Below are 22,680 nucleotides of genomic sequence, written 5' to 3' on the forward strand. Positions count from 1 at the left end.
TGGCTTCTAGAAAATTGTACTTTGTGGGATTGTCTTGCGCCGTATATCTGGGACTCGTAAATCATGCTATGATGATTGATGAAGTTTTAGCCTGCTCAATGCTGAATATCTTCAATTTAAACCATCAGATACCGATAAAATAATAACTCACCTTTGTATTATCTATATGATCAAAGCAGTTTATTTCTAGTGTAGTTGAATTTGGTAGAACAAACATCGGGAATTTACGTCTATATAATACAACGATATAAAAGTATGTTAAAGCAAGATTGGGCAGAGGAGATGACACTGTAATGAATGAAATAAATGAGTTAACCGAATTGATGCAACTGGATGCCTTGGTTGAACCGAAAAAGAAGAAAAAGGAATCGGTGGAGCCTAAAGATCTACTCATCTATGAGCGTGAGTATTGGGAAAGTGGATTTGAACGTATTGCGGGAATTGATGAGGTGGGACGGGGATGTTTATTCGGGGATGTCGTAGCGGCAGCCGTTGTTTTGCCTCCTGATCTGGTTCTTGAAGGGGTCAATGATTCCAAAAAGCTAACGGAGAAAAAGCGGGACGCATTGTATGACATCATCATGGAAAAAGCGTTGTCCGTTGGGATCGGTTATGCGGACGCAGAGACGATCGATCAACTGAATATTAAACAGGCTGCACGAGTTGCTATGAAACGAGCGGTGGAAGCACTGGAAGGCGTTCCAGACTATTTGTTGGTGGATGCCGAAAAGATAGATGTGAATATTCCGCAGTTGTCCATTATTAAAGGGGATGCCAATAGTCAATCCATTGCGGCAGCATCCATTATTGCAAAGGTTACCCGGGACAGACTTTGCAAGGAGGATTGGGATACGTTATATCCGGAATATGGGTTATCGATACATAAGGGATATGCAACGAAATTTCACCGTGAACAAATTATGGCTCTTGGTGCTACACCCATGCATCGCCGGAGTTTTCTCGGTAATCTGCTCGGAGAGCACACTTTATTTTAATTAGAGGTTACATGAAGGGAGGGTGAAGAGTTTGAACATAAGTTCCATGATTCGGGGGTTGCTGGGGGATAGTAAACCGGGAAATGCCAAGCCACTGGAGTTAAAGGAAGGTCAGGTTGTGCGGGGGTGTGTGGTTAGTGTATCGGATGATGGAGCAGATGCGGTTCTTCAGATTCAGGGTGTACAGGTACGTGCAAAACTGGAAACCCCGCTTCGACCAGGCGAAACGACATTACTTCAGGTACAGCCTCCAGGTGAGAATGGCGTAACGGTAATGAAACCGCTGACGGGTACATTAGCCGAACTGCCACAGGCGTCTTTGAACAATTTGCTTCAGGAGGTTGGTTTGCCAGATACCAAGGGGAATCGGGATCTGCTGTTAGCCATGCAGCGAAGTGGATTACCCTTAACCAAGGATAATGTAGCCATGGTTCAAAATATGATGACCGCCAAACCTGCGCAGGTTCCTGTTGAAGAATGGGTGCAGGCGACAGGTATTGCTTTTCAGCGTGGTTTACCGGTTACAGCGGAAACAGTAAAGGGGTTGCATCAGGCTGTATTCGGTCCTCCGCTGCATCAGTTGTTGAAGGGCTTGGCTGAACAGCTTGAATCCATGTTGGCCCAAACTACGGGTAAACCGGCAGTAAGTGGAGAACAGGCAGCCACGGTGAAACCATCCGTAATGGGTGGATTGCCTGTACCTTTAAGCGGAGAACAGACGAGTGAAACGTTAGCTGCTTCAGGCGGAGGGCGAGTGAAAGGAGGAACGTCTGGCTTGGTCGGGCAGCTCGTATCTGGGTCGTCCGCAGGTGCTGCTCCATTGGCTGATGGATCAAAGGATACAGCTGGTGGTGCAGTGAAACGCGATGGGCAGACAGGTGCAGGACATGCTGAGACTGCCGGGCTTAAGGCTGGGGCCAGTAATATTGAAACTGCTGGCAAGATAGGGGCAGGTATTCCTGCGGGAACCGGAATACCTGGCGAGAGCCCGCGTACAGCTGACGCGGGCGTTGCTGGAAGCCGCCCGGGCATGCCGGGGGCGGCTTTGGATGCTGCGGCTGGCCGAGTGGTTACGGGCCAGCCTGAGGGGGGCGCGGCCGGACGAACCGACGGCCGCGTCGAAACGCCTGCTGCTGCAGGGCCTCCCGCAGCAGGGCAGGCGGCGCCGGCAGCTCCATCGGCAGCGCAGCTGGCGCCCAAGCTGCTGGCGCTGCTGGACGCGCTGCGCAGCGCGTTCACAGCCGCACCGGCACAGCACGGTGCGGCGACACAGGCCGCCCCTGCATCGCAGCAGGGCGGCCAGGCGGCTGCGGCTGCCGGAGGCGTGCCGCAGTCTTTGCCAGCCGGCGCGGATGCGCTGCCGGCTGGCGGTAGTGCCGCAGCTCCCGCAGGTGCTGCGGCGGCGCCTGTCACCCACGAGGGGGACCCGTGGGTGGGGCGCGTGCTGAAGCTGCTCGGTGCGGAGCACGAGCAGCAGGCAGTGCACGGCGCGGCTGCGCAGGCGCGCGTGGGGGATGTTGCGAGTCCGGGAACCACGGACACGCTCAAGGGCTTGCTGCTGCAGCTTGCCAGCAGCGATGGTGCACCGGCGGCGCTTAAGGATGCCGCCGGCCAGGCCGTGCAATTTCTGACAGGTCAGCAATTGTTGCTGACAACCGACCGCAGTGCCACCTTTGCTCAGATGCACTGGTTTATCCCGATTACGGGACCCGATGGGGAAGAGACGGCTTCCGTCCAGATTCAGTCTCGCCGGGGACAACGTGGTGAGCTGGATGCATCCAACTGTCGCTTGTGGTTTGATCTGGATATGAAAAGTCTCGGTCCAACACTAGTGGATGTGCATGTGGTGAATAATATCGTCAGTCTGCGCGTGTTGAATGACCGCGAAGGAATGGGACCGCTCCTGGAGAGTGGGCGTGAAGAAATCCATCAAGCGCTGGACAAGTTGGGCTATCAGTTGCTGACCTTCAAGGCGGAACCCTGGCCTGTTGGCCAGGAACCGGGAGCTGAACGGAAAATGACTGCCTCGGACTACAGTCCTGAACGTTATAAAGGGGTGGACATGCGGGTATGAAAGAGGATTCGCAACCGGACCTGATCTCCAAAAAGGCCGTTGCATTAAAATATGTACCTGGTGAGAGCGAAGCGCCGGTTGTCGTAGCCAAAGGCCGCGGTAAAGTGGCAGAAGCTATTCTGGATAAAGCCAAAGAAAATGGTGTGCCTGTCCAGGAAGATGCTGCACTTGTCGAAGTATTATCCAAGCTGGATTTGGATGAACAGATTCCGTCAGAGTTATATCAGCTGGTGGCTGAGGTGTTAACCTATATCTATCGTGCTGACCGTTTGGCTTCTGGACGAGAGGAAGATGAATCATGGTAGAACAGAGACCGGATTCAGGGCCCATTCTAAAACTGACGCGTCAGCAAAAGGGGCGATTGGGTGAAGAGGCTGCCTGTCACTGGCTACGGGAGCATGGATATCAAATTATCCGGCAAAACTGGCGTTGCCGAAGCGGAGAGATTGATATTGTTGCTTCCTGTGAAGGCTTGATCATTTTTATTGAAGTCCGAAGTAGAAGCGGAACTGGAAAGTATGGTACACCCCAGGAGTCGGTAGATATCGTAAAATGCAGCAGGTTCGTGCAACTGCATCTGTATATTTGCAAATGACAGGAGAGACAAATCATCAGATCCGTTTCGATGTGATCGCCGTCATGCTGGATAAAGAGGGCGGAATCGTCTCGGTTGATCATATTATTAATGCATTTTAATTTCTCTCCCGACGAAGCAATTGAACTACGTTGACCCACAAGAAGGATACTTGTTATAAGTACCCCTGGATGTGGGTCATTTTTATTTTAAGGAGAATATCAAAAGACATAAAAGGAAATGGTTTTGACTAATTATTTCAAAGATACATTTTGTATCAAATTCGGTGAAAGGTAATTATCTCAATCTTTTTTATTTACTTATCCTAGCCATTTGTTCATGAATTTCATCCAGGTAAGCCTTCTCTGTCAAAGAAATTAACGGATTAGTTTTTACTGCAAGTGATCAAATCTGCTAAACAGTAACTTGTCACTGAAGGTCTATATTTTCTGAATTAGTTGGTCCCTTCCAAAGGTGCAACCCGCTTGCAAAAGATTTTTTTGAGGATCGATATATGTATTTAAGATGGAAAGAAACCGAAGTGCTGAAAATAAATAGATACAAAATGTATCCAAATATAATAAAATGATGAAAGAAAAAACGATGAAGAGGTGTGAACTATGAAAGAAATTCAATGTGCTGCGCTACAGAAAGAGAAACAGGTGTGGGTGACCCCTATAATCGAAATGCTGGATGTTAGCCAAACGATGAACGGTGGCGAAGGAATCTGGCAATACGTATGGGGTGGGGAGTTTTGGAAACTTGAAATGGTAGCCAGTTAGAATGAGACATGGGTGTATTTGATGACAGCGGCTTAACTCTTAACCAATCTACCTAGTTGAGGTGAACTATTGAATATGAAGAAAACAGGGCAATGGATGATTCGTTTGTGTGTGATTTTTTTAGTTTCAGGGATAATCGGAATGATGCATTCTGGAACTAGCTATGCTGATCCGAAAGATACCTCTGTGAAAGAAACGGTGAATCAACTTGCTCAAGGGGTTCGTATTACTGGTAAGGTTACCGATTCACATGGTTTTGCTGTAAAAGATGTAAGTGTACATATCATGCAGCAACCCGCCGGGACATCAACCCAAACGGTAAAGACTGATTCCAAAGGAGAGTTTCGGTTTGAAACGACAATAAGTGCGAGCACAGACTTTTCCATTAAAGCCATTGCCAAAGGTTACTTGTTGGAAACAGGCATGAATTCTGGTTATGTCACTTTGGAACCTGGGGATACAAAAGTAGTGAATTTAGTACTCTTTGAGCCAGCGACCATTGTAGGTACAGTGACTGACCAATCAGGCAAACCAATTGTGGGTGCGATTGTAAAAGCGACAACGGTAAGCCAAACCGTAAAAACAGACAAGAATGGCAACTACGCCATCACGGGCATTAACGCATATCACACCACAAATATCGATGTTGAAGTCAATGCGAATGACTATGTTCCTTACACGAAATATGTGACAGTATACTATGGAACTACGGATAAATTGAATTTCTATCTGCAAGAGGCTGCAGCGGTAAACGGCGTGGTGATCGATGAGGGTGGAAAGGGGATTATTGGTGCCAAAGTGACAATCAATGGTTTCCAGACAACAACAGACAAGCAGGGTAAGTATACCATGAAACAGCAGCTTCCTGGATTAATCACAATTTCTGTTGAAGCGGATGGTTATATCAAGCAAACGATTAGAGTGACTTTAGTCAAAGGACCTAAAAATACATTTGATTTTATTCTCAAGAGCAATACGGACAAAACTCCACCTGTAACCAAATATGCGTTAGTCCCCCTGACAGAGATATCCAACGGGAAGCCATACATTAATGGATTTAATTTTAAGTTAAAGGCAGAGGACGAAGTTAACGGATCTGGCTTGAAAATGATCCAGTACAGAATCAACGGCGGGCAATGGATCACGTTTACCGAACCGATAAAGATTTATGCTCCTGATGTCAAAACCGTGGAGTATTTCAGTACCGATGTCGCAGGCAACCAGGAAAAGATAAACATCATGGATTTTGTGAATGGGAAATTCGAAGGAGCAGGACCTTATCGGTACTGATTTATTGTTAAAAAATAATGAAGGAAGGCGACGCTGACTCTATGAATCCCTTTGTTGGGCAGGAGTCGTAGTCGTCTTTTTACATCCAATTTACCCAGTACGAATTTAATGTCGTCAGCAACCCTTTGAATCCTTTGAACCGATCAGTGTATAATCAAGATTGATAATCCAGTTTGGTTTGCATCATTTGATTTTTCATAAATGAGTCGATTCACATCGCAGGCTCTAGCTGCGGTCACGGATAATCTTTTTATAACCTGGGAGGCATGGTCATGAGTAAATCTACACAAACGGGTAATGCCGTAAGAGAGGCCATTCAAAATCGTCGTACCGTCAAAAAGTTTAAAAAAGAAGCCGTTCCTACACAACAAATTATTGATTTGCTGGACACGGCCGTATGGGCACCCAATCACAAATTGCGTGAGCCGTGGCGGTTTTTGTTGTTTAGCGGACACGGACTGAACAAGTTGGCAGACGCGATTGATGCAGAGATGGGTGAGGATAACAAGTTCTCGGCGAATATCAAGCAGGTTCCTACCGTTATGCTTGTAGTGATGGAAGAAGATCCGCGCCAAAATATTTGGGATGAAGATTTTGCAGCAGTTAGTGCACTGGTACAGAACTTCCTGCTCGCGGCATGGAGTGAAGATATCGGTACGTTCTGGGTAACCAAGCCTTTCTTGTATGCACCGAAATTCCGTAAATCTCTGGGCATTCAGGCTGGGGAAAAAATTATAGGGATGGTTTACATGGGGTATCCAGATGTAATTCCTTCTGCCAAAGAGCGTACACCAGCCAAGGATAAGCTGACCATATTTGAATAATTAGTATTTTCTTTGCGTTATACATCCCAACATGATGCTTTACGAAAAGCCTCTGCAAGTATCCCTCTTTATACAGAGGAGAGATACTTGGCAGGGGTATTTGACTTGTTCGGGTATGGAAAATTGCGAACGCTCTCTACGCATAGCCACTTGAACGTGAAATATTGCTGAAGGTTTCGAGCAATATCCTCCTTTGGGCCGTCCATCAACGGGGCTGATTCTCAAAATAAATTCAAATCCAACTGTCGATATTGTATTGCTTCAGCCACGTGTGCTGTCAAAATTTCTCCCTCATGATCCAGATCGGCAATGGTCTGGGCCATCTTGATGATTCGATCATGCGCACGCATGCTCAGATTTAACGCTTGCAGCGTCTGTTGAAGCAGGTTATCAGCTTCTTCCGGAAGACGGATGGTTCGACGCAACAGGGTTCCTGATAGCTGGCTATTCCAGCGAACTGAACTTTTCGCATATCGAGCAGCCTGAATTCGATGCGCATGAATAACTTTGATCTGCATTTCTGAAGATGAAAGCGAAGCTCCAGACTTGCGCCACTCACCTGGGGGAGGCACTTCAACCTGAAGGTCGATGCGATCCAGCAGGGGTCCCGAAATTTTGGCACGGTAGGCGGCAACACGGGCAGGACTGCATATACAGCGTTGCTCTTCCGATTGGGCAGACAAATAGCCACAGGGGCAGGGGTTCATCGAGCATGCGAGCATAAACTGCGCAGGGAAAGTGAACGCTGCTCTCGCGCGGCTAATCGTAACTTTCCGATCTTCCAACGGTTGTCTCAATACTTCAAGAACTTGCCGCTGGAACTCGGGCAGCTCATCCAGAAACAATATGCCTCGGTGAGCAAGACTTACTTCACCCGGCTTAGGGATACCGCCACCACCAATTAGACCTGATGTGGATATCGTATGGTGTGGAGAGCGAAAAGGTCTGTCTGCGATGAGACCATGAGAGGTTTCCTTGAGCTTGCCTGCGGCACTTAGCACTTTGGTCACTTCCAGGGCTTCGTCTTCGGACAAAGGAGGAAGAATCGTAGGCAGCCTTTTAATTAACATGGTTTTCCCTGTTCCTGGCGGTCCGACGAGCAAAATATTGTGCATGCCTGCTGCGGCAATCATAAGTGCACGCTTCACATGGTGCTGTCCCAAGACATCACTATAATCATCATCCAGAAATGAAGTGTGTTTCGAGCGGTCGCGGTTATTCAAATCTTCGTAATCTGGAACGCGAACAGAAAGGTGGGCGTAGTCTTTTAAAACAATAGACCCAGCAATTTGAACCGTTCCGTTCGTGCTCTTTGCAGCTGCTACGCTCTCTGGAACGATATCTTGTAAATGACGAATGCCATATACCTGAATGCCCCGAATTAGTGAAGCCTCTTCCAGATTATCGGCGGGCAGAAGAACAGAGGTAAAGCCTTGCCGTTTCGCCAAATCTACCATGGACAAAATACCAGGAACGGATCTCACTGAACCGTCCAATGCCAACTCACCCACCACCAATGTCCGTTCCTGCACAGGAAGTACCAGCTGGCCACTTGTTGTAAGTAATCCAATTGCAATAGCAAGATCAAAAGAAGAGCCTTCCTTGCGCAGATCAGCAGGGGCCAGGTTAATCGTAATTCGCTGTAACGGGTACTGATAGCCACAGTTTTTGATAGCTGCACGAACACGTTCAACCGCTTCACGAATGGCCGAATCCGGTAACCCGATAATGGACGTCTGGGGTAATCCATTCGACAAATCTGTTTCCACTTCAATTAGAACTCCGTCAATTCCATACAAACAGGCACTATGCAGTTTTCCATACATAATAAAAAGAAACACCTCATTCCGTTCTTGGCGCGCAAAATACGGCCAGTTTACGAATTAAGGTGCTTCCTCATCTTCTAACAAGCATTGTATATAAAAGGAATCAGGGCGTCAACCCGTCCTCGTCATAGCTGCTATGTACCTCTCCCTGATCCCTGAATTGTTTAAAGATTACCTTATTAAGTGTAGTTTCTCGTGGAATTAGACATGGTTCTGTTCTGATTTTTAATATCGGACTATTATATTTTACAAAACTTAATTTAACACTATTAAATCGAAAAGTAAAATAATTTGTGCTCAATTATTCTGTTTTTTTTTTAATTTGTGATAAGATAGATGAAGAGTTCCTAATAATACGCATAATGTCTAGCGACAAAACAGGGGTGAAGACCTTTTTATTAGGAATTGAATGTACAATAGGTAGGTGAGACAATCATATGCAGACTGACAGTTTGAAGCTGGATAACCAATTATGCTTTGCCATATACGCTTGTTCACGTGAAATTACGAAGATGTACCAGCCCTATCTTGAGGTGCTCGGCGTAACGTATTCGCAGTATCTGGTCTTAATGGTGTTGTGGGAACGTGAAGAATGTACGGTTAAGGAAATCGGAGAAGCGCTATATCTCGATTCGGGAACGTTAACGCCACTTCTGAAACGTTTGCAGTCAGCAGGGCATATTCATCGTGAACGTTCAGCCCAGGATGAACGAAAAGTATTGATTACTCTCACTGAATCCGGGCGGGAACTACGTAATAAAGCCTTATCCATACCTGCATCGATTCAGGGAGATGCGTGCCTGAACAGTGCAGAGTTTGAGTCTTTACTGGGCCAGTTTAAGGGCCTTTTGAAAAAGGTCCATGAGACCAATACCAAAGAATCCAGAAAATAAATGGGTATAGCATTATAAACAAAAAACCTTGGCTATTTAGCTGAGGTTTTTCCATTTATATCCAAGCATTCACATTATGGGATCATACTCATATCAAAATACTGTCTATTAACCATTACTTTTTTAAGGAAAGCGTTTTAAAAACGTGTTACAATGAATTGGGTTTAAGTGAAAATAGTCAACATTTGTCTTTTGTTAGTCTACCAACCCGCCTTGTTGCAGTCATGTTGATAGGAGGATTCGAGAATGAATATCCATGAATATCAAGGAAAAGAAGTACTGAAACAGTATGGAGTCACCGTTCCAAATGGAAAGGTTGCTTATACAGTCGATGAAGCGGTTGCGGCCGCAGAGGCACTGGGCAGTCCGGTGACTGTAGTCAAAGCGCAAATTCATGCGGGAGGCCGGGGTAAAGCCGGCGGCGTGAAAGTCGCGAAAAGTACTGAGGAAGTTCGTGCTTACGCATCCGAAATTTTGGGAAAAGTACTGGTGACACACCAGACTGGACCAGAAGGTAAAGAAGTGAAGCGCCTTCTGATTGAAGAAGGATGCGATATCCGCAAAGAGTACTATGTGGGTGTTGTAGTGGACCGTGCCACAGGCCGTGTTGTTATGATGGCTTCCGAAGAAGGCGGCACCGAGATCGAAGAAGTAGCAGAAGCTACACCAGAGAAAATCTTTAAGGAAATTATTGACCCTGCAATTGGATTGCAAGTGTTCCAAGCGCGTAAACTGGCTTACAGCATTCGTATTCCGAATGAACTCGTGAACAAAGCAGTTAAGTTTATGCTTGCATTGTACACTGCATTCGTGGAGAAAGATTGCTCCATTGCCGAAATCAATCCGCTCGTTGTTACCGGAGATGGAAACGTTATCGCTCTGGATGCCAAATTGAACTTTGATTCCAACGCCTTGTTCCGTCACAAAGACATTCTGGAACTGCGCGACCTGGATGAAGAAGACGAAAAAGAAATCGAAGCTTCCAAATACGACCTCAGCTACATAGCACTTGATGGCAACATCGGCTGTATGGTCAATGGTGCGGGACTTGCGATGGCGACGATGGATATCATCAAATACTATGGCGGCGACCCGGCCAACTTCCTTGATGTTGGGGGCGGTGCTACAACAGAGAAAGTGACTGAAGCTTTCAAAATCATTTTGTCTGACGCCAAAGTAGCGGGTATCTTCGTTAACATTTTTGGCGGCATTATGCGCTGTGATGTCATTGCCAATGGTGTTGTTGAAGCCGCGAAGCAGCTTGGCCTGACTAAACCGCTGGTTGTTCGTCTTGAAGGAACTAACGTGGAGCTTGGTAAACGTATTTTGGGTGAATCCGGCCTAAATATCGTTCCTGCTGATTCCATGGCCGATGGTGCACAGAAAATTGTTGCCCTCGTAAAATAAGTTCATTCCTGGGCAAATTGCTGCCTTAGTTCCGGAGCTGTCCGGCACTTGAAAAATAACCGTAAGGATGTGAAGCAACGTGAGTATTTTGATTGATAAAAATACAAAAGTCATTACGCAAGGCATTACGGGTTCAACGGGAATGTTCCACACGAAGGGCGCATTGGACTACGGAACCCAGATGGTAGGCGGCGTAACACCGGGTAAAGGCGGAACCAATGTTGATATTACGCTGGAAGATGGCAAAGTTGTCAGTCTTCCGGTGTTCAATACGGTACAGGAAGCGAAGGAAGCTACTGGCGCAACAGCGAGCGTCATCTACGTTCCCCCGGCATTTGCAGCGGATTCCATCATGGAAGCTGTTGACGCAGAGCTGGATCTCGTGATCTGTATCACCGAAGGTATTCCGGTACTTGATATGGTCAAGGTTGACCGTTTCATGGAAGGCAAAGATACCGTTCTGATCGGACCCAACTGTCCGGGCGTTATTACACCAGGTGAATGCAAAATCGGCATCATGCCGGGTTATATTCATATGCCTGGTCACGTTGGCGTGGTTTCCCGTAGTGGAACGCTCACGTATGAAGCTGTTCATCAATTGTCTGCACGTGGAATTGGACAATCATCTGCTGTTGGAATCGGGGGCGACCCGGTTAAAGGCTCCGAGTTCATTGATATCCTGAAACGGTTCAATGAAGATCCGCAGACGCATGCTGTCATCATGATCGGTGAAATCGGCGGTACAGCTGAAGAGGATGCTGCAGAGTGGGTACGTGAAAACATGACCAAACCAGTGGTTGGCTTTATCGGTGGTGTTACCGCGCCTCCAGGTAAACGCATGGGTCATGCGGGTGCAATTATCTCAGGTGGTAAAGGTACTGCCAAAGAAAAAATTGCGAAACTTGAATCTTGCGGAATTAAAGTTGCTCCAACGCCGGCCGAAATGGGCTCAACGCTTGTGAGTGTACTTGAAGAACGCGGAATTCTGAATTTGTGCACGACACATTAATTCTTTCCCGTTATAATAGAAGAAACGGTTCAGAGAGCTAAACTGTCTGGGAACCGACTATTGTTGATACGGAAAAGGTAAGCAACCTTTTGTCCATAACAGGGCGAAGGGTTGCTTTTTTGCGTTTTTTTACAGGTGGTAAATGAGAAGAAAGGTCCTCCTGCAAAGTAAACGCTTGCATTCTGTTGTCACTTACCACACAATATGAGGGAAGATTTTCTTCCCGCTTCGGGAGGTTATTGATATGGAAGAAAGATGGATTTTGATTGGTTTACATGAAACGGAAGGCGTTGGTAAGAAAACAATCTCCAAGTTGCTATCAGGAAATCATCAACTGGCTGACCTATTGAGTTATGAAGAAGGGGACTGGACTGCTGCGGGTCTGCGTAAGGATCAGGCAGTGCGTTTAGCGAAGCAGTTCAATGCTGACTGGATTGAACAGAGACAAGCGTGTTTGTACAAACAAGGCATTGAGGTTATTACTTATCTAGATCATGACTATCCTATATTAATGAAGGAAACCGTTCAACCACCTTGGGTAATGTACGGTCGCGGCGACCTGAATTTGTTGCACAGCCAATCAATTGCAATGGTAGGGACCCGCATGCCTACTGTGTACGGACGTAAAATTGGTGAAAAACTGGCGGAGCAATTTTGCCATGCTGGGCTGACGGTTGTGAGTGGACTCGCCAGAGGAATAGATAGCGTGTGTCATGATGCTGCGCTGCGTGCCAATGGCAAAACCATTGCGGTATTTGGGACAGGAATTGACAATATTTATCCTCCCGAAAATACAAGTCTCGCAGAACGGATTGCCGATACGGGTCTGCTATTGTCGGAATATCCACCAGGTACACGTGCCCGTCAGGGCTTATTTCCTGAACGTAATCGGATCATCGCGGGTCTAACCCTGGGTACATTGGTTGTTGAGGCCGACATTCGAAGCGGCTCATTGATTACTGCGGATGCCGCTCTTGAAGCGGGAAGAGATGTGTTTGCAGTCCCAGGACCCATAACATCTCCCAAGAGTCGAGGTTCACACAACCTGATTCGTCAGGGAGCGAAATTGGTAACTTGCGCCACGGATTTATTAGAAGAGTATCGATTGGACTTGCCAAATACGGAACAACTTCCTTACAATAGAGGACGTTCGACGCATAGCAGTGAAACTTCCAAACAGGGAATATTTCCAGTGGTAAAACTATCTTCAGATGAACGATGTGTTATTAATTTACTGGAGCAGGAGGAGCATTCCCTGGATCAACTTGTTGAACAGCTTCATTGGGATTTTGGACATTTGCATTCAGTTCTGTTATCTTTAATCATAAAAAAGCAGATTAGCCAATTACCTGGAACCAAATACGCGAGGGTATGACAGTGCTGCACTCAAGGTAGCATGTGAAAATAGATTATTAGCGGAAGTTAATCCTGCTGCTAAGTGATGGATGAAACAAAAAACAAGCAGCAGTTTCATGACTGAGAGGAGATGAACCTATGGCGGATGCACTCGTAATCGTGGAGTCGCCCTCAAAGGCGAAGACGATCGGCAAATATTTAGGCAGCAAGTTCATCGTAAAAGCTTCGATGGGACATGTGCGCGATTTGCCAAAGAGTCAGATCGGCGTTGAGGTGGAGAATGATTTTAATCCGAAATATATTACGATCCGCGGCAAAGGTTCTATTTTAAAAGAACTGAAGGATGCACGAAAGAAAGTGAAAAAAGTGTATCTCGCAGCTGACCCGGATCGCGAAGGCGAGGCTATTGCATGGCATTTGGCTCATGCGCTTGAACTGGATGACACAGCAGATTGCCGGGTTGTATTTAATGAAATTACGAAACAGGCCGTCAAGGATGCTTTCAAAACACCGCGCAAGATTAATATGGATCTGGTAAACGCGCAGCAGGCGAGACGTATTCTCGATCGGCTTGTAGGCTATAAAATAAGTCCATTATTATGGAAGAAAGTCAAAAAAGGTTTGTCTGCTGGTCGTGTTCAGTCTGTAGCCGTCAAAATCATTTTGGATCGTGAAAATGAAATTAATGATTTTGAACCAGAAGAGTACTGGAGCATTACAGCCAAACTGACAGCAGACGGAAATCCGTTTGAAGCCAAGTTCCATCAATTGAACGGTACCAAAACTGAACTTGGCAGTGAAGCCGAAGTACAGGCCATTTTGAAACAGATCGAGGGCGCTTCGTTTACCGTCAAGGAAGTTAAAGAAAAAGAACGTAGCCGTAACCCTTCTGCTCCGTTCACCACGAGTTCTTTACAGCAGGAAGCCGCACGTAAATTGAATTTTAGAGCTTCCAAGACGATGTCCGTTGCCCAACAACTGTATGAAGGGGTAGACCTCGGAAAAGAAGGCACAGTGGGTCTCATTACGTATATGCGTACGGACTCCACACGGATTGCAGCATCAGCACAGGAAGAAGCCAAGGAATACATTATAGGCAAGTATGGTGAGCCGTTTGCTCCGGAGACACCTAGAAACTATTCCAAAAAGGCAGCGAATGCTCAGGATGCGCATGAAGCGATTCGTCCAACTTCCATTTTGCGTGATCCGGATTCGATTAAATCGTTTATGAGTCGTGATCAGTTCAGACTGTATAAACTGGTTTGGGAACGTTTTATAGCAAGTCAGATGTCATCTGCGGTGCTGGATACTCTCTCTGTGGACATTGCTGCAGGAGATACAATTTTCCGAGCTGCGGGCTCCAAAGTTCGTTTTCAGGGTTTCATGAAGGTGTATGTGGAAGGTAATGATGACGGAACAACGGAAGAAGATCGCCTGCTGCCTCCTCTGAAAAGTGGAGACGTGCTGGAGAATCGGGAGATTGAGCCGAAACAGCACTTTACGCAGCCGCCACCACGTTACACGGAAGCAAGACTTGTTCGTACTCTGGAGGAATTGGGTATAGGGCGTCCAAGTACATATGCGCCTACGCTGGAGACCATTCAAAAGCGCGGATATGTTGCCATTGAAGAGAAAAAATTTATGCCAACCGAACTGGGTGAGCTGGTCATCGAGCAGATGGAAGAGTTTTTCCCGGAAATCCTGAATGTGGAGTTCACCGCAAACATGGAAGGTGACCTTGACCATGTGGAGGAAGGTTCTGAGGATTGGGTTAAAGTACTCGCAGAATTCTACGAATCCTTTGAGAAACGGCTTGAGTTTGCGGAAGAAGAAATGAAAGAAATTGAGATAGAAGATGAAGTTTCGGATGAAATATGTGAGAAGTGCGGCAAACCGCTCGTTTATAAACTGGGTCGTTTTGGAAAGTTTCTCGCGTGCTCCGGATTTCCGGATTGTCGGAATACCAAACCCATTATCAAGGACATCGGCGTAACTTGTCCGAAGTGTAAAGAAGGTCATGTGGTTGAACGCCGCAGTAAAAAGGGACGTATTTTCTACGGTTGCGACAAGTATCCTGAATGTGATTTTGTATCATGGGATAAACCTTCAGCGAAACCATGTCCAAGCTGCGGATCGCTAATGATCGAGAAACGAAACAAACAGGGAACACGATTGCAGTGTACTTCATGTGATCATCAGGAGCCGGTGGAAGAACCGGAAGAAGAATGAACGGATTAGCATAATGGGGGTAAACGATTTCGATGAATGAACAACAAGTAACAGTTATTGGTGCCGGGCTCGCAGGAACAGAAGCAGCCTGGCAGATTGCAAGTCGCGGCGTGCGTGTAAAATTATATGAGATGAGACCGGTTGTCAAAACGCCGGCTCACCATACGGATAAATTCGCTGAACTGGTATGCAGCAACTCGCTTCGTGCCAATGGTTTGACGAATGCAGTGGGCGTATTAAAAGAAGAAATGAGAATGCTTAATTCTCTGGTCTTGGGTGCGGCAGATCGTCATGCCGTTCCGGCAGGAGGAGCACTTGCTGTTGACCGGGACGGATTCTCAGGGGAGATTACATCCACCCTTCATCAGCATCCACTCATTGAAGTGGTCAATGAAGAGCTGACTTCTCTTCCGGAAGACGGTATCGTTGTTGTAGCAACAGGTCCATTGACTTCTCCGGCATTGTCGGAGCAAATTAAGGCACTTATGGGTGAGGAATACTTCTACTTCTATGATGCAGCTGCACCGATTATCGAAAAAGATTCTATTGATATGAATAAAGTTTATCTTGCTTCACGTTATGACAAGGGCGAAGCAGCATACCTGAACTGTCCGATGACAGAAGAGGAATTCGATGTGTTCTATGAAGCATTGATTACGGCTGAAGTTGCTCAATTGAAAGAATTTGAGAAAGAAATTTACTTTGAAGGCTGTATGCCGATTGAAGTCATGATGAAGCGTGGCAAACAAACGGCTCTGTTTGGTCCGATGAAACCTGTAGGTCTCGTTAATCCACATACCGGAGAACTTCCGCATGCTGTTGTGCAGCTTAGACAGGATAATGCTGCTGGAACGCTGTACAATCTGGTAGGATTCCAGACACATCTGAAATGGGGAGAACAAAAGCGTGTATTTTCTCTGATCCCTGGACTTGAAAACGCGGAATTCGTTCGTTATGGCGTAATGCACCGTAATACATTTATTAATTCTCCCAAACTTCTCCGTCCAACGTATCAGTTCAAAGAGCGTCCAAACCTATTCTTTGCAGGTCAGATGACTGGTGTAGAAGGTTACGTAGAATCTGCGGCATCCGGTTTAATCGCTGGCATGAATGCAGCCAAAGCAGCACTGGGTCAGGAATTGGTGGTATTGCCAGTGGAGACGACGCTGGGGAGTATGGCGCAGTACATTACAACAGCTGATTTCAAACACTTCCAGCCCATGAATGCAAACTTTGGATTGCTGCCGAAGCTGGAAATCAAAATACGTAACAAAAAAGAAAAAAATGAAGCACTTGCCAAGCGTGCACTGGATGGCATTGCCCGTTTTGCTGCAGGAGAAGGTCTAACCGTTCCGGAACGCGTATAAATTATTCGTGGGAGGAGTCTGATAACATGGATATGTCATTTCATGCTACAACAATCTGTGCAGTTCGTCATAATGGCAAGGCAGCGATTGCCGGAGATGGTCAGGTGACCATGGGGCAAAGTGTTGTGATGAAAAATACAGCTAAAAAGGTAAGACGTCTCTATCGTGGTCAGGTTGTAGCTGGTTTTGCTGGTTCCGTAGCGGATGCGATTACCTTGTTTGAGAAATTTGAAGGCAAACTGGAGGAGCACCATGGTAATCTGCAGCGTGCTGCTGTAGAACTTGCCAAGGACTGGCGCCAGGATCGGATTTTGCGCAAACTGGAGGCACTTCTGATTGTAATGGATAAAACGGGAATGTTGCTCATTTCTGGTGGGGGCGAAATTATTGAGCCCGATGATGACGTTATCGCGATTGGATCAGGAGGAAACTTTGCCTTATCCGCTGCACGTGCGTTAAAACGTCATGCGGTGAATCTGGAAGCGAAAGACATCGCTCGTGAATCACTTCAGATTGCCTCTGAGTTATGCGTCTACACCAACAATAATATTATTGTTGAAGAGTTGTAAGCAAAAGCAATCTCCCGTAATGGGGCCTGAGATTCCTTCAGCTCCAGTTCATTCGTGGAGATTCTTTGTCCTTGTAGGTAAGCCTTTATAAAGTGGTATCTCTAAAACAAAGTTCGCATATTGGTAGGAGGGAAGCTATATGCATACTCAAGCGTTAACGCCCAGACAAATCGTTGCAGAGCTTGATAAATACATTGTAGGTCAAAAACAGGCTAAAAAATCGGTAGCAGTTGCCCTTCGCAATCGTTACCGCCGCAGCCTTTTGCCTGAACATACCCAAGATGATATTGTACCTAAAAATATCCTGATGATTGGACCTACTGGTGTTGGTAAAACAGAGATTGCACGCCGCCTGGCCAAGTTGGTTGGAGCTCCATTCGTAAAAGTAGAGGCTACGAAGTTCACAGAAGTGGGTTATGTTGGCCGTGACGTGGAATCGATGATTCGTGATTTGATTGAAACATCGCTGCGGATGGTCAAGCTGGAACGTACAGAAAAGGTCAAGGACAAAGCGGAAGAGGCTGCCAATGAACGGATCGTACATATTTTGGTCCCTTCACAATCCAAATCCAAAAATCAACGGAATCCGTTTGAAATGATTTTTGGAAATAATGGCAACACTACGCCAGAAACCGATGAGCAAGAACCGGATACGGGAGTAGCTGAGCGGCGGCGCAAAATCAGATTCGACCTGTTATCTGGCAAGTTGGAAGATGACGTGATCGAAATTGATGTGGAAGATACGACGCCAAACATGATGGACATGTTCGCCGGTCAAGGAAATGACCAGATGGGGATGAACATGCAGGAGATGTTTGGCAGTTTATTGCCTCGTCGTACCAAAAAACGCAAACTGGCGATTAAGGAAGCTCGCAAGGTATTGATCCAGGAAGAAGCTGGCAAGTTGATCGATATGGATGATGTTACGCAGGAGTCCATCCACCGGGCGGAACAGACAGGTATCATATTCATTGATGAAATTGATAAAGTAGCCAGTCAGGGACGCGGTAGTGGCCCCGATGTATCACGGGAAGGGGTTCAACGTGACATTCTGCCTATCGTAGAAGGCTCTACGGTAATGACGAAGTATGGTCCTGTTAAAACGGATTACATCCTGTTTATGGCAGCCGGTGCTTTTCATGTAGCAAAACCCTCGGATCTCATTCCAGAGCTCCAGGGGCGTTTCCCAATCCGTGTAGAACTGAACAGCCTGACGCTTGATGAATTTGTTTCGATCCTCACGGAACCTAAAAATGCTTTAACCAAGCAGTATGTGGATTTGCTGCGTACTGAGAATATTGAGATTGAATTCTCGGATGATGCTATTCGTGAGATTGCCAAGCTCGCTGAGTCAGTGAACCAGAATACCGAAAATATCGGTGCACGTCGCCTGCATACTATTCTGGAGAAGCTTCTTGAGGATTTATCCTTTGAGGCACCAGAGCTAACGCTGGAGCGCATGGTAATCACTCCGGAATATGTACGTGAGAAATTGAATGATATTGCGCTCGATCGGGATCTAAGTCAATATATTTTGTAACTAACGATTATTGTTCTATTGAAGGCAACGTTGAAGTGTGAAGAACGGTATACAACGGATAGATGAAGATTTTGCAATTACACAGGTAAGGATATTTGATCCTCATTTTTGTGGAATTGGCTTCATCCATTCAATGTATACCGTTTATTTTTGCTGTGATCTAATATAATTCTGCCATATAACCGATAAAAGAGTTGGAGTCGGCATGAGAGATGAGATGATCTAGGACTTGCGCCGTATATATAGTCTTTTTAAAACAGAAGGTATCCAAGACAAGGGATATTTGAACATTCTAAAAATTCCAATAAAAGGATTTTTATTTTCCAAGTCTGGTCATCGGTTTAATCAGCAAGGAGAGAGAAACTTGCATAAATGCGCAAAATGAATGAAAGCGAATTATGGGGACGACAAAATTTTTTTGTGTTTTTAAAATCAACTTACAAAGTTATAAATGTTAAGAAAGTGTTGCTTATAATTGGTGGATACTAGTAATATAAGATACGTTTTTTGTCAATTATTAAATTAACAGTATGGAATAATAATAAATTATTTTAGTTCGAAACCTTATTCTTACGGTAAAAATTTCTAACAGGAACCAACATAGAAATTCTGGAATCTTCAACGAACCACCGATTAAACACGCAATATGCATCAGAAACAGGCTTGATAAATTTTAAGAATGTTTTAGCAAATATTAGAGCAGTGTAAGCTTCCATTTGTTTTGGGCCTCAACATTTACGAAAAAATTCATAATTTGCAGAAAATACACAAAAAGCCCCGTCTTTCTGAAAAGATAGGGCTTTTTTCTTATTGTAATATATCCCAATCTCGAAGAAACTTATGTTATACGACAACATCAGAGTTAATTCTACTTAAGTCCTAGAAAAACGTGTAAAAGCGAATGTTTTTGTCGAAAAAGCATAAGCAACTTGAAGGAAAAAGGTTGAATCTTTTTCCATAATTTCTAAGGAGAGGAGGGAAAATATGAATCTTTTGAATGATATTAGTTTCCAAAGGTTACAAGGTGCACTCGATGCCTCCAACATCAGACAACGAACGATTGCTGACAACATCGCGAATGCCGACACCCCGTATTTCAAGCGTTCGGACGTTTCTTTCGAAGAAATACTACAGGATCAAATGAATGGAGATATGCCTGCTCTTAAAGGGAAAGTAACGGATTCAAGGCATTTTGTCATAGGTCCTTCCTCTTCCGTACCGACACCTGTAGTCAATATGGATCAGTCGACTTCCATGAATAACAACCAGAATAACGTCGATGTAGACAAGGAAATGAGTCTTCTGGCCGAGAACCAGTTGCGTTACAACGCTTATATCCAGCAAGTGAATGAACAGATCAAAATGATGCGTGTTGGAGTCGAAGGGAGATAGCTTAGGTGAACATCAGTAACAGTTTTAATATCAGTGCATCGGCTCTGACAGCTCAGCGCTTGCGAATGGACGTTATATCTTCCAACATTGCCAATGCAGAGACGACACGCGCGAGCGTATCCAATGGTGAAGCAGTCCCTTATAAGCGAAAGATGGTCGTACTTGAACCAAATAAGACTTCGTTCAACACCTTGCTGCAAAATCAGATGAGAAATAATAGTTCCGGTGATGGGGTTAGAGTAACAGAGATTCGTGAAGATCAATCGCCTTTGAAACCTGTCTATGATCCTTCTCATCCGGATGCCAACGCTGAGGGGTATGTGTACATGCCTAACGTGGACATTGCAAAAGAGATGGTAGATATGATCTCGGCATCACGTTCATATGAGGCAAACGTCACAGCCTTAAATTCAACCAAGGCCATGATATCGAAAGCACTGGAGATTGGAAGGGCGTAGTTAACAGTTTAAGGATGGTCCATAAAACCGAAGTACAGAGATGAATGGGAGGGACATTAATGATTCAGAACAACATGTTTAACACACAGGCGATTCAACCGCTTCAGATGCAAAGTACGGCACAAAGCAAGCCATCCACACCAGCCGAAACCATTCAGAGCTTCGGTACATACCTACAGAATGCGCTCGGGTCTGTAGCTGCACAGGAGTCCCAAGCGCATGAAATGTCAAACCAATTCATGCTCGGAAAAGTGAACGTTGATCAGGTGATGATCGCATCAGAACAGGCTCTGCTGAGTCTTCAACTTACGTCTCAAGTCCGAAACAAAGTGGTCGAAGCATATCAAGAGATTATGCGTACGCAATTATAAAAACGGCATACTTGCGCTTCGACAACAGCGCTGATCATTACAACAAGCAGCTGCATGCTGCTCCTGACTTTAATCTTTTAGAACCTATAGTGATTAAAAACAGGACAGACTAAGCTAAGTTTCGGATGGGGTGACAGAGTGAATGAGAGAATTGCCCAGTACAGGGACAAGGTATCCCAGTATTGGAATAGTTTTAGCAAAAAGCAAAAAGTATTATTTATTTCAACCTTTCTGTTTTTAATTTTGGCGGCAGTCGTACTGACCATGCAATTGTCCAAGACAGAATATGAAGTTGCGTTTACGGATTTGAATGCAAGTGATTCTGCAGGCGTCATTAATTACCTGGATTCATCAAGTATTCCGTACAAATTAAGTGCAGATGGCAAGACCATATCAGTACCAAGCACGGATGTTGCGATTGCAAAAGTGAACATCGGGTCCCAAGGGATTATTCAGAATGGTTCATTAGGATATAAGTCATTCGAGGAATCATCATCACCAATTGGTATGACGGACAAAGAGTTTGATGTGAAGTATAACAACGCATTGAACGGAGAAGTGGAGCAATTGCTTCAACGGATGCAAGGTATACAAGATGCAAAAGTACTGGTCAATATGCCCAAAGATAATATCTTTGCTGGTTTGGAAGAACAGGATAAAGCGTCAGCATCGGTGGCTCTCCAATTTAAACCCGGTTATCACCCAAATCAGGCAGCGGTAGATGGCTACTTTAATTTGGTTAAAACCGCTATTCCGAATCTACCTATTGAGAATATCACGATCACCAACACGGATGAAGCGGAACTGATTCCAACAGCACGTGGTGGTAGTGGTGGATTATCTACTGAAGTACAGGAAAACATGGCTTTGCAGAAAAAATTTGAAAATGATGTTCGGAATAACGTGAAACAATTTCTTTCCCAGATTGTAGGTGAGGATAAAGTCAACGTTCTTGTGGCTTCCAAGCTGAACTTTGATAAAGAAACTCGGAAAGAAAATCTGGTTACACCCGTCGATGTAGACAATATGAAAGGCATCGAAATCAGTGTGCAGGAGATTCAAAAAAGTTACACGGGAGCCAGTAATCCAACAGGCGGTGTTGCTGGTACCGGCCAACAGGACGTTCCGGGTTATCCATCATCAGATACATCAGGCAATGCGAACTCGGAAGAATCATCAAGCACCATCAATTATGAGGTTAACCGAATCGCAAAGGATATTATCTCCAGTCCATATACTGTAAAAGACTTAACCATTAATGTCGCGGTTGAACCACCTGCTGGACAAACCGAATTGGCACAACCGGTCAAGGATGCTATTGAGAATATACTGGTCAATATCGTTCGGGCTTCGTTGGCCGACTCTGGCACTGTAATAAGTGACGCTGATTTGACCAAAAAAGTTTCTGTATTATCACAGGGCTTCCAGACTCCTGCGACAGCAAATACAGGCTTCCAGCTTTCTACAGGAATGATGTGGGGTGCAGGCGCACTGGTGGCAGCTTTGATTGCTGCGGTTGTTATTTTGTTAGTACGTCGTCGCCGCAAACAGAACGAAATAGAGGAAGAGGAGATTCCTCTACCAGTAGCAACAGAGTTTCCGTCCATTACGTTGGACAGTGTAACGAACGAAAGTCAAGTGCGCAAACAATTGGAGAGTTTGGCCAAGAAAAAGCCAGACGAATTCGTCAATCTGCTGCGTACATGGCTGGCTGACGAATAGAG

At 45.5% G+C, this 22,680-nt stretch carries 20 protein-coding genes; 19 read left to right on the forward strand and 1 reads right to left on the reverse strand.

The features are described 5' to 3' along the window. The first annotated feature begins 323 nt into the window (after positions 1-323). The 7 genes from ACFTRD_RS07330 (at position 324) to ACFTRD_RS07360 (ending at position 6,539) form a co-directional block, all read left to right on the forward strand. Positions 324-995 carry a ribonuclease HII gene (locus ACFTRD_RS07330; RefSeq protein ID WP_379381221.1) on the forward strand — a complete coding sequence of 224 codons (672 nt, stop codon included), beginning with the start codon at positions 324-326 and terminating at the stop codon, positions 993-995. 22 nt (positions 996-1,017) lie between these two features. Then, positions 1,018-3,069, forward strand: a complete 2,052-nt coding sequence (locus tag ACFTRD_RS07335) for a TrbL/VirB6 family protein (RefSeq protein WP_379378436.1) — start codon at positions 1,018-1,020, stop codon at positions 3,067-3,069. After that, complete coding sequence (locus ACFTRD_RS07340; protein WP_064639081.1) at positions 3,066-3,374, forward strand: EscU/YscU/HrcU family type III secretion system export apparatus switch protein; 309 nt, start codon at positions 3,066-3,068, stop codon at positions 3,372-3,374. Before ACFTRD_RS07335 ends, ACFTRD_RS07340 begins: the two co-directional genes overlap by 4 nt. Beyond that, on the forward strand, positions 3,368-3,664 hold the full coding sequence (locus ACFTRD_RS07345; protein ID WP_379378438.1) for a YraN family protein: 297 nt from the start codon (positions 3,368-3,370) through the stop codon (positions 3,662-3,664). The genes ACFTRD_RS07340 and ACFTRD_RS07345 overlap by 7 nt, the downstream gene beginning before the upstream one ends. A 599-nt stretch (positions 3,665-4,263) precedes the next feature. Beyond that, a complete protein-coding gene (locus ACFTRD_RS07350; protein WP_379378440.1) occupies positions 4,264-4,425 on the forward strand; it encodes a paeninodin family lasso peptide in 162 nt (53 codons plus the stop codon). A 141-nt stretch (positions 4,426-4,566) separates the two neighbouring features. Then, the gene (locus ACFTRD_RS07355) at positions 4,567-5,715 is read left to right on the forward strand and encodes a carboxypeptidase-like regulatory domain-containing protein (protein ID WP_379378442.1); all 1,149 of its coding nucleotides are present in this window, start codon (positions 4,567-4,569) and stop codon (positions 5,713-5,715) included. 272 nt (positions 5,716-5,987) lie between these two features. Beyond that, complete coding sequence (locus tag ACFTRD_RS07360; protein ID WP_192266266.1) at positions 5,988-6,539, forward strand: nitroreductase family protein; 552 nt, start codon at positions 5,988-5,990, stop codon at positions 6,537-6,539. Between the two features lie 221 nt (positions 6,540-6,760). Here the strand turns inward: ACFTRD_RS07360 and ACFTRD_RS07365 are convergent, their stop codons facing one another. Continuing rightward, a complete protein-coding gene (locus ACFTRD_RS07365; RefSeq protein WP_379378444.1) occupies positions 6,761-8,365 on the reverse strand; it encodes a YifB family Mg chelatase-like AAA ATPase in 1,605 nt (534 codons plus the stop codon). A 437-nt stretch (positions 8,366-8,802) separates the two neighbouring features. Here ACFTRD_RS07365 and ACFTRD_RS07370 point away from each other — a divergent pair, with 437 nt between their 5' ends. The 12 genes from ACFTRD_RS07370 to fliF all read left to right on the forward strand — a co-directional run bounded on the left by ACFTRD_RS07370 (position 8,803) and on the right by fliF (position 22,678). Then, on the forward strand, positions 8,803-9,258 hold the full coding sequence (locus ACFTRD_RS07370) for a MarR family winged helix-turn-helix transcriptional regulator (RefSeq protein WP_192266270.1): 456 nt from the start codon (positions 8,803-8,805) through the stop codon (positions 9,256-9,258). Positions 9,259-9,504: 246 nt separating this feature from the next. Next, positions 9,505-10,665: an ADP-forming succinate--CoA ligase subunit beta gene (gene sucC / locus ACFTRD_RS07375; RefSeq protein WP_379378446.1), complete on the forward strand. Its 1,161-nt coding sequence runs from the start codon at positions 9,505-9,507 to the stop codon at positions 10,663-10,665. Positions 10,666-10,744: 79 nt separating this feature from the next. After that, entirely contained in the window at positions 10,745-11,674 is a 930-nt protein-coding gene (gene sucD, locus ACFTRD_RS07380) for a succinate--CoA ligase subunit alpha (RefSeq protein ID WP_076289497.1), read from the forward strand. A gap of 244 nt (positions 11,675-11,918) precedes the next feature. Further along, a complete protein-coding gene (gene dprA / locus ACFTRD_RS07385) occupies positions 11,919-13,049 on the forward strand; it encodes a DNA-processing protein DprA (protein ID WP_379378449.1) in 1,131 nt (376 codons plus the stop codon). Positions 13,050-13,168: 119 nt separating this feature from the next. Then, positions 13,169-15,259: a type I DNA topoisomerase gene (gene topA, locus ACFTRD_RS07390; RefSeq protein ID WP_192266274.1), complete on the forward strand. Its 2,091-nt coding sequence runs from the start codon at positions 13,169-13,171 to the stop codon at positions 15,257-15,259. A gap of 32 nt (positions 15,260-15,291) precedes the next feature. Next, positions 15,292-16,626 carry an FADH(2)-oxidizing methylenetetrahydrofolate--tRNA-(uracil(54)-C(5))-methyltransferase TrmFO gene (gene trmFO, locus ACFTRD_RS07395; RefSeq protein ID WP_379378451.1) on the forward strand — a complete coding sequence of 445 codons (1,335 nt, stop codon included), beginning with the start codon at positions 15,292-15,294 and terminating at the stop codon, positions 16,624-16,626. Between the two features lie 26 nt (positions 16,627-16,652). After that, positions 16,653-17,195: an ATP-dependent protease subunit HslV gene (hslV, locus tag ACFTRD_RS07400; protein ID WP_062326042.1), complete on the forward strand. Its 543-nt coding sequence runs from the start codon at positions 16,653-16,655 to the stop codon at positions 17,193-17,195. Positions 17,196-17,334: 139 nt separating this feature from the next. Beyond that, positions 17,335-18,735, forward strand: a complete 1,401-nt coding sequence (gene hslU / locus ACFTRD_RS07405; protein WP_379378454.1) for an ATP-dependent protease ATPase subunit HslU — start codon at positions 17,335-17,337, stop codon at positions 18,733-18,735. Positions 18,736-19,719: 984 nt separating this feature from the next. Then, the gene (gene flgB, locus ACFTRD_RS07410; protein ID WP_192266280.1) at positions 19,720-20,127 is read left to right on the forward strand and encodes a flagellar basal body rod protein FlgB; all 408 of its coding nucleotides are present in this window, start codon (positions 19,720-19,722) and stop codon (positions 20,125-20,127) included. Positions 20,128-20,132: 5 nt separating this feature from the next. Next, the gene (flgC, locus tag ACFTRD_RS07415) at positions 20,133-20,585 is read left to right on the forward strand and encodes a flagellar basal body rod protein FlgC (RefSeq protein WP_379378456.1); all 453 of its coding nucleotides are present in this window, start codon (positions 20,133-20,135) and stop codon (positions 20,583-20,585) included. Positions 20,586-20,644: 59 nt separating this feature from the next. Next, positions 20,645-20,956 carry a flagellar hook-basal body complex protein FliE gene (fliE, locus tag ACFTRD_RS07420; protein ID WP_192266283.1) on the forward strand — a complete coding sequence of 104 codons (312 nt, stop codon included), beginning with the start codon at positions 20,645-20,647 and terminating at the stop codon, positions 20,954-20,956. A gap of 138 nt (positions 20,957-21,094) precedes the next feature. After that, positions 21,095-22,678 carry a flagellar basal-body MS-ring/collar protein FliF gene (gene fliF, locus ACFTRD_RS07425; RefSeq protein ID WP_379378459.1) on the forward strand — a complete coding sequence of 528 codons (1,584 nt, stop codon included), beginning with the start codon at positions 21,095-21,097 and terminating at the stop codon, positions 22,676-22,678. The last annotated feature ends 2 nt before the right edge of the window (positions 22,679-22,680 follow it).

The organism is Paenibacillus sp. NPDC056933 (genome assembly GCF_042674385.1).
Classification (GTDB): Bacteria; Bacillota; Bacilli; order Paenibacillales; family Paenibacillaceae; genus Paenibacillus.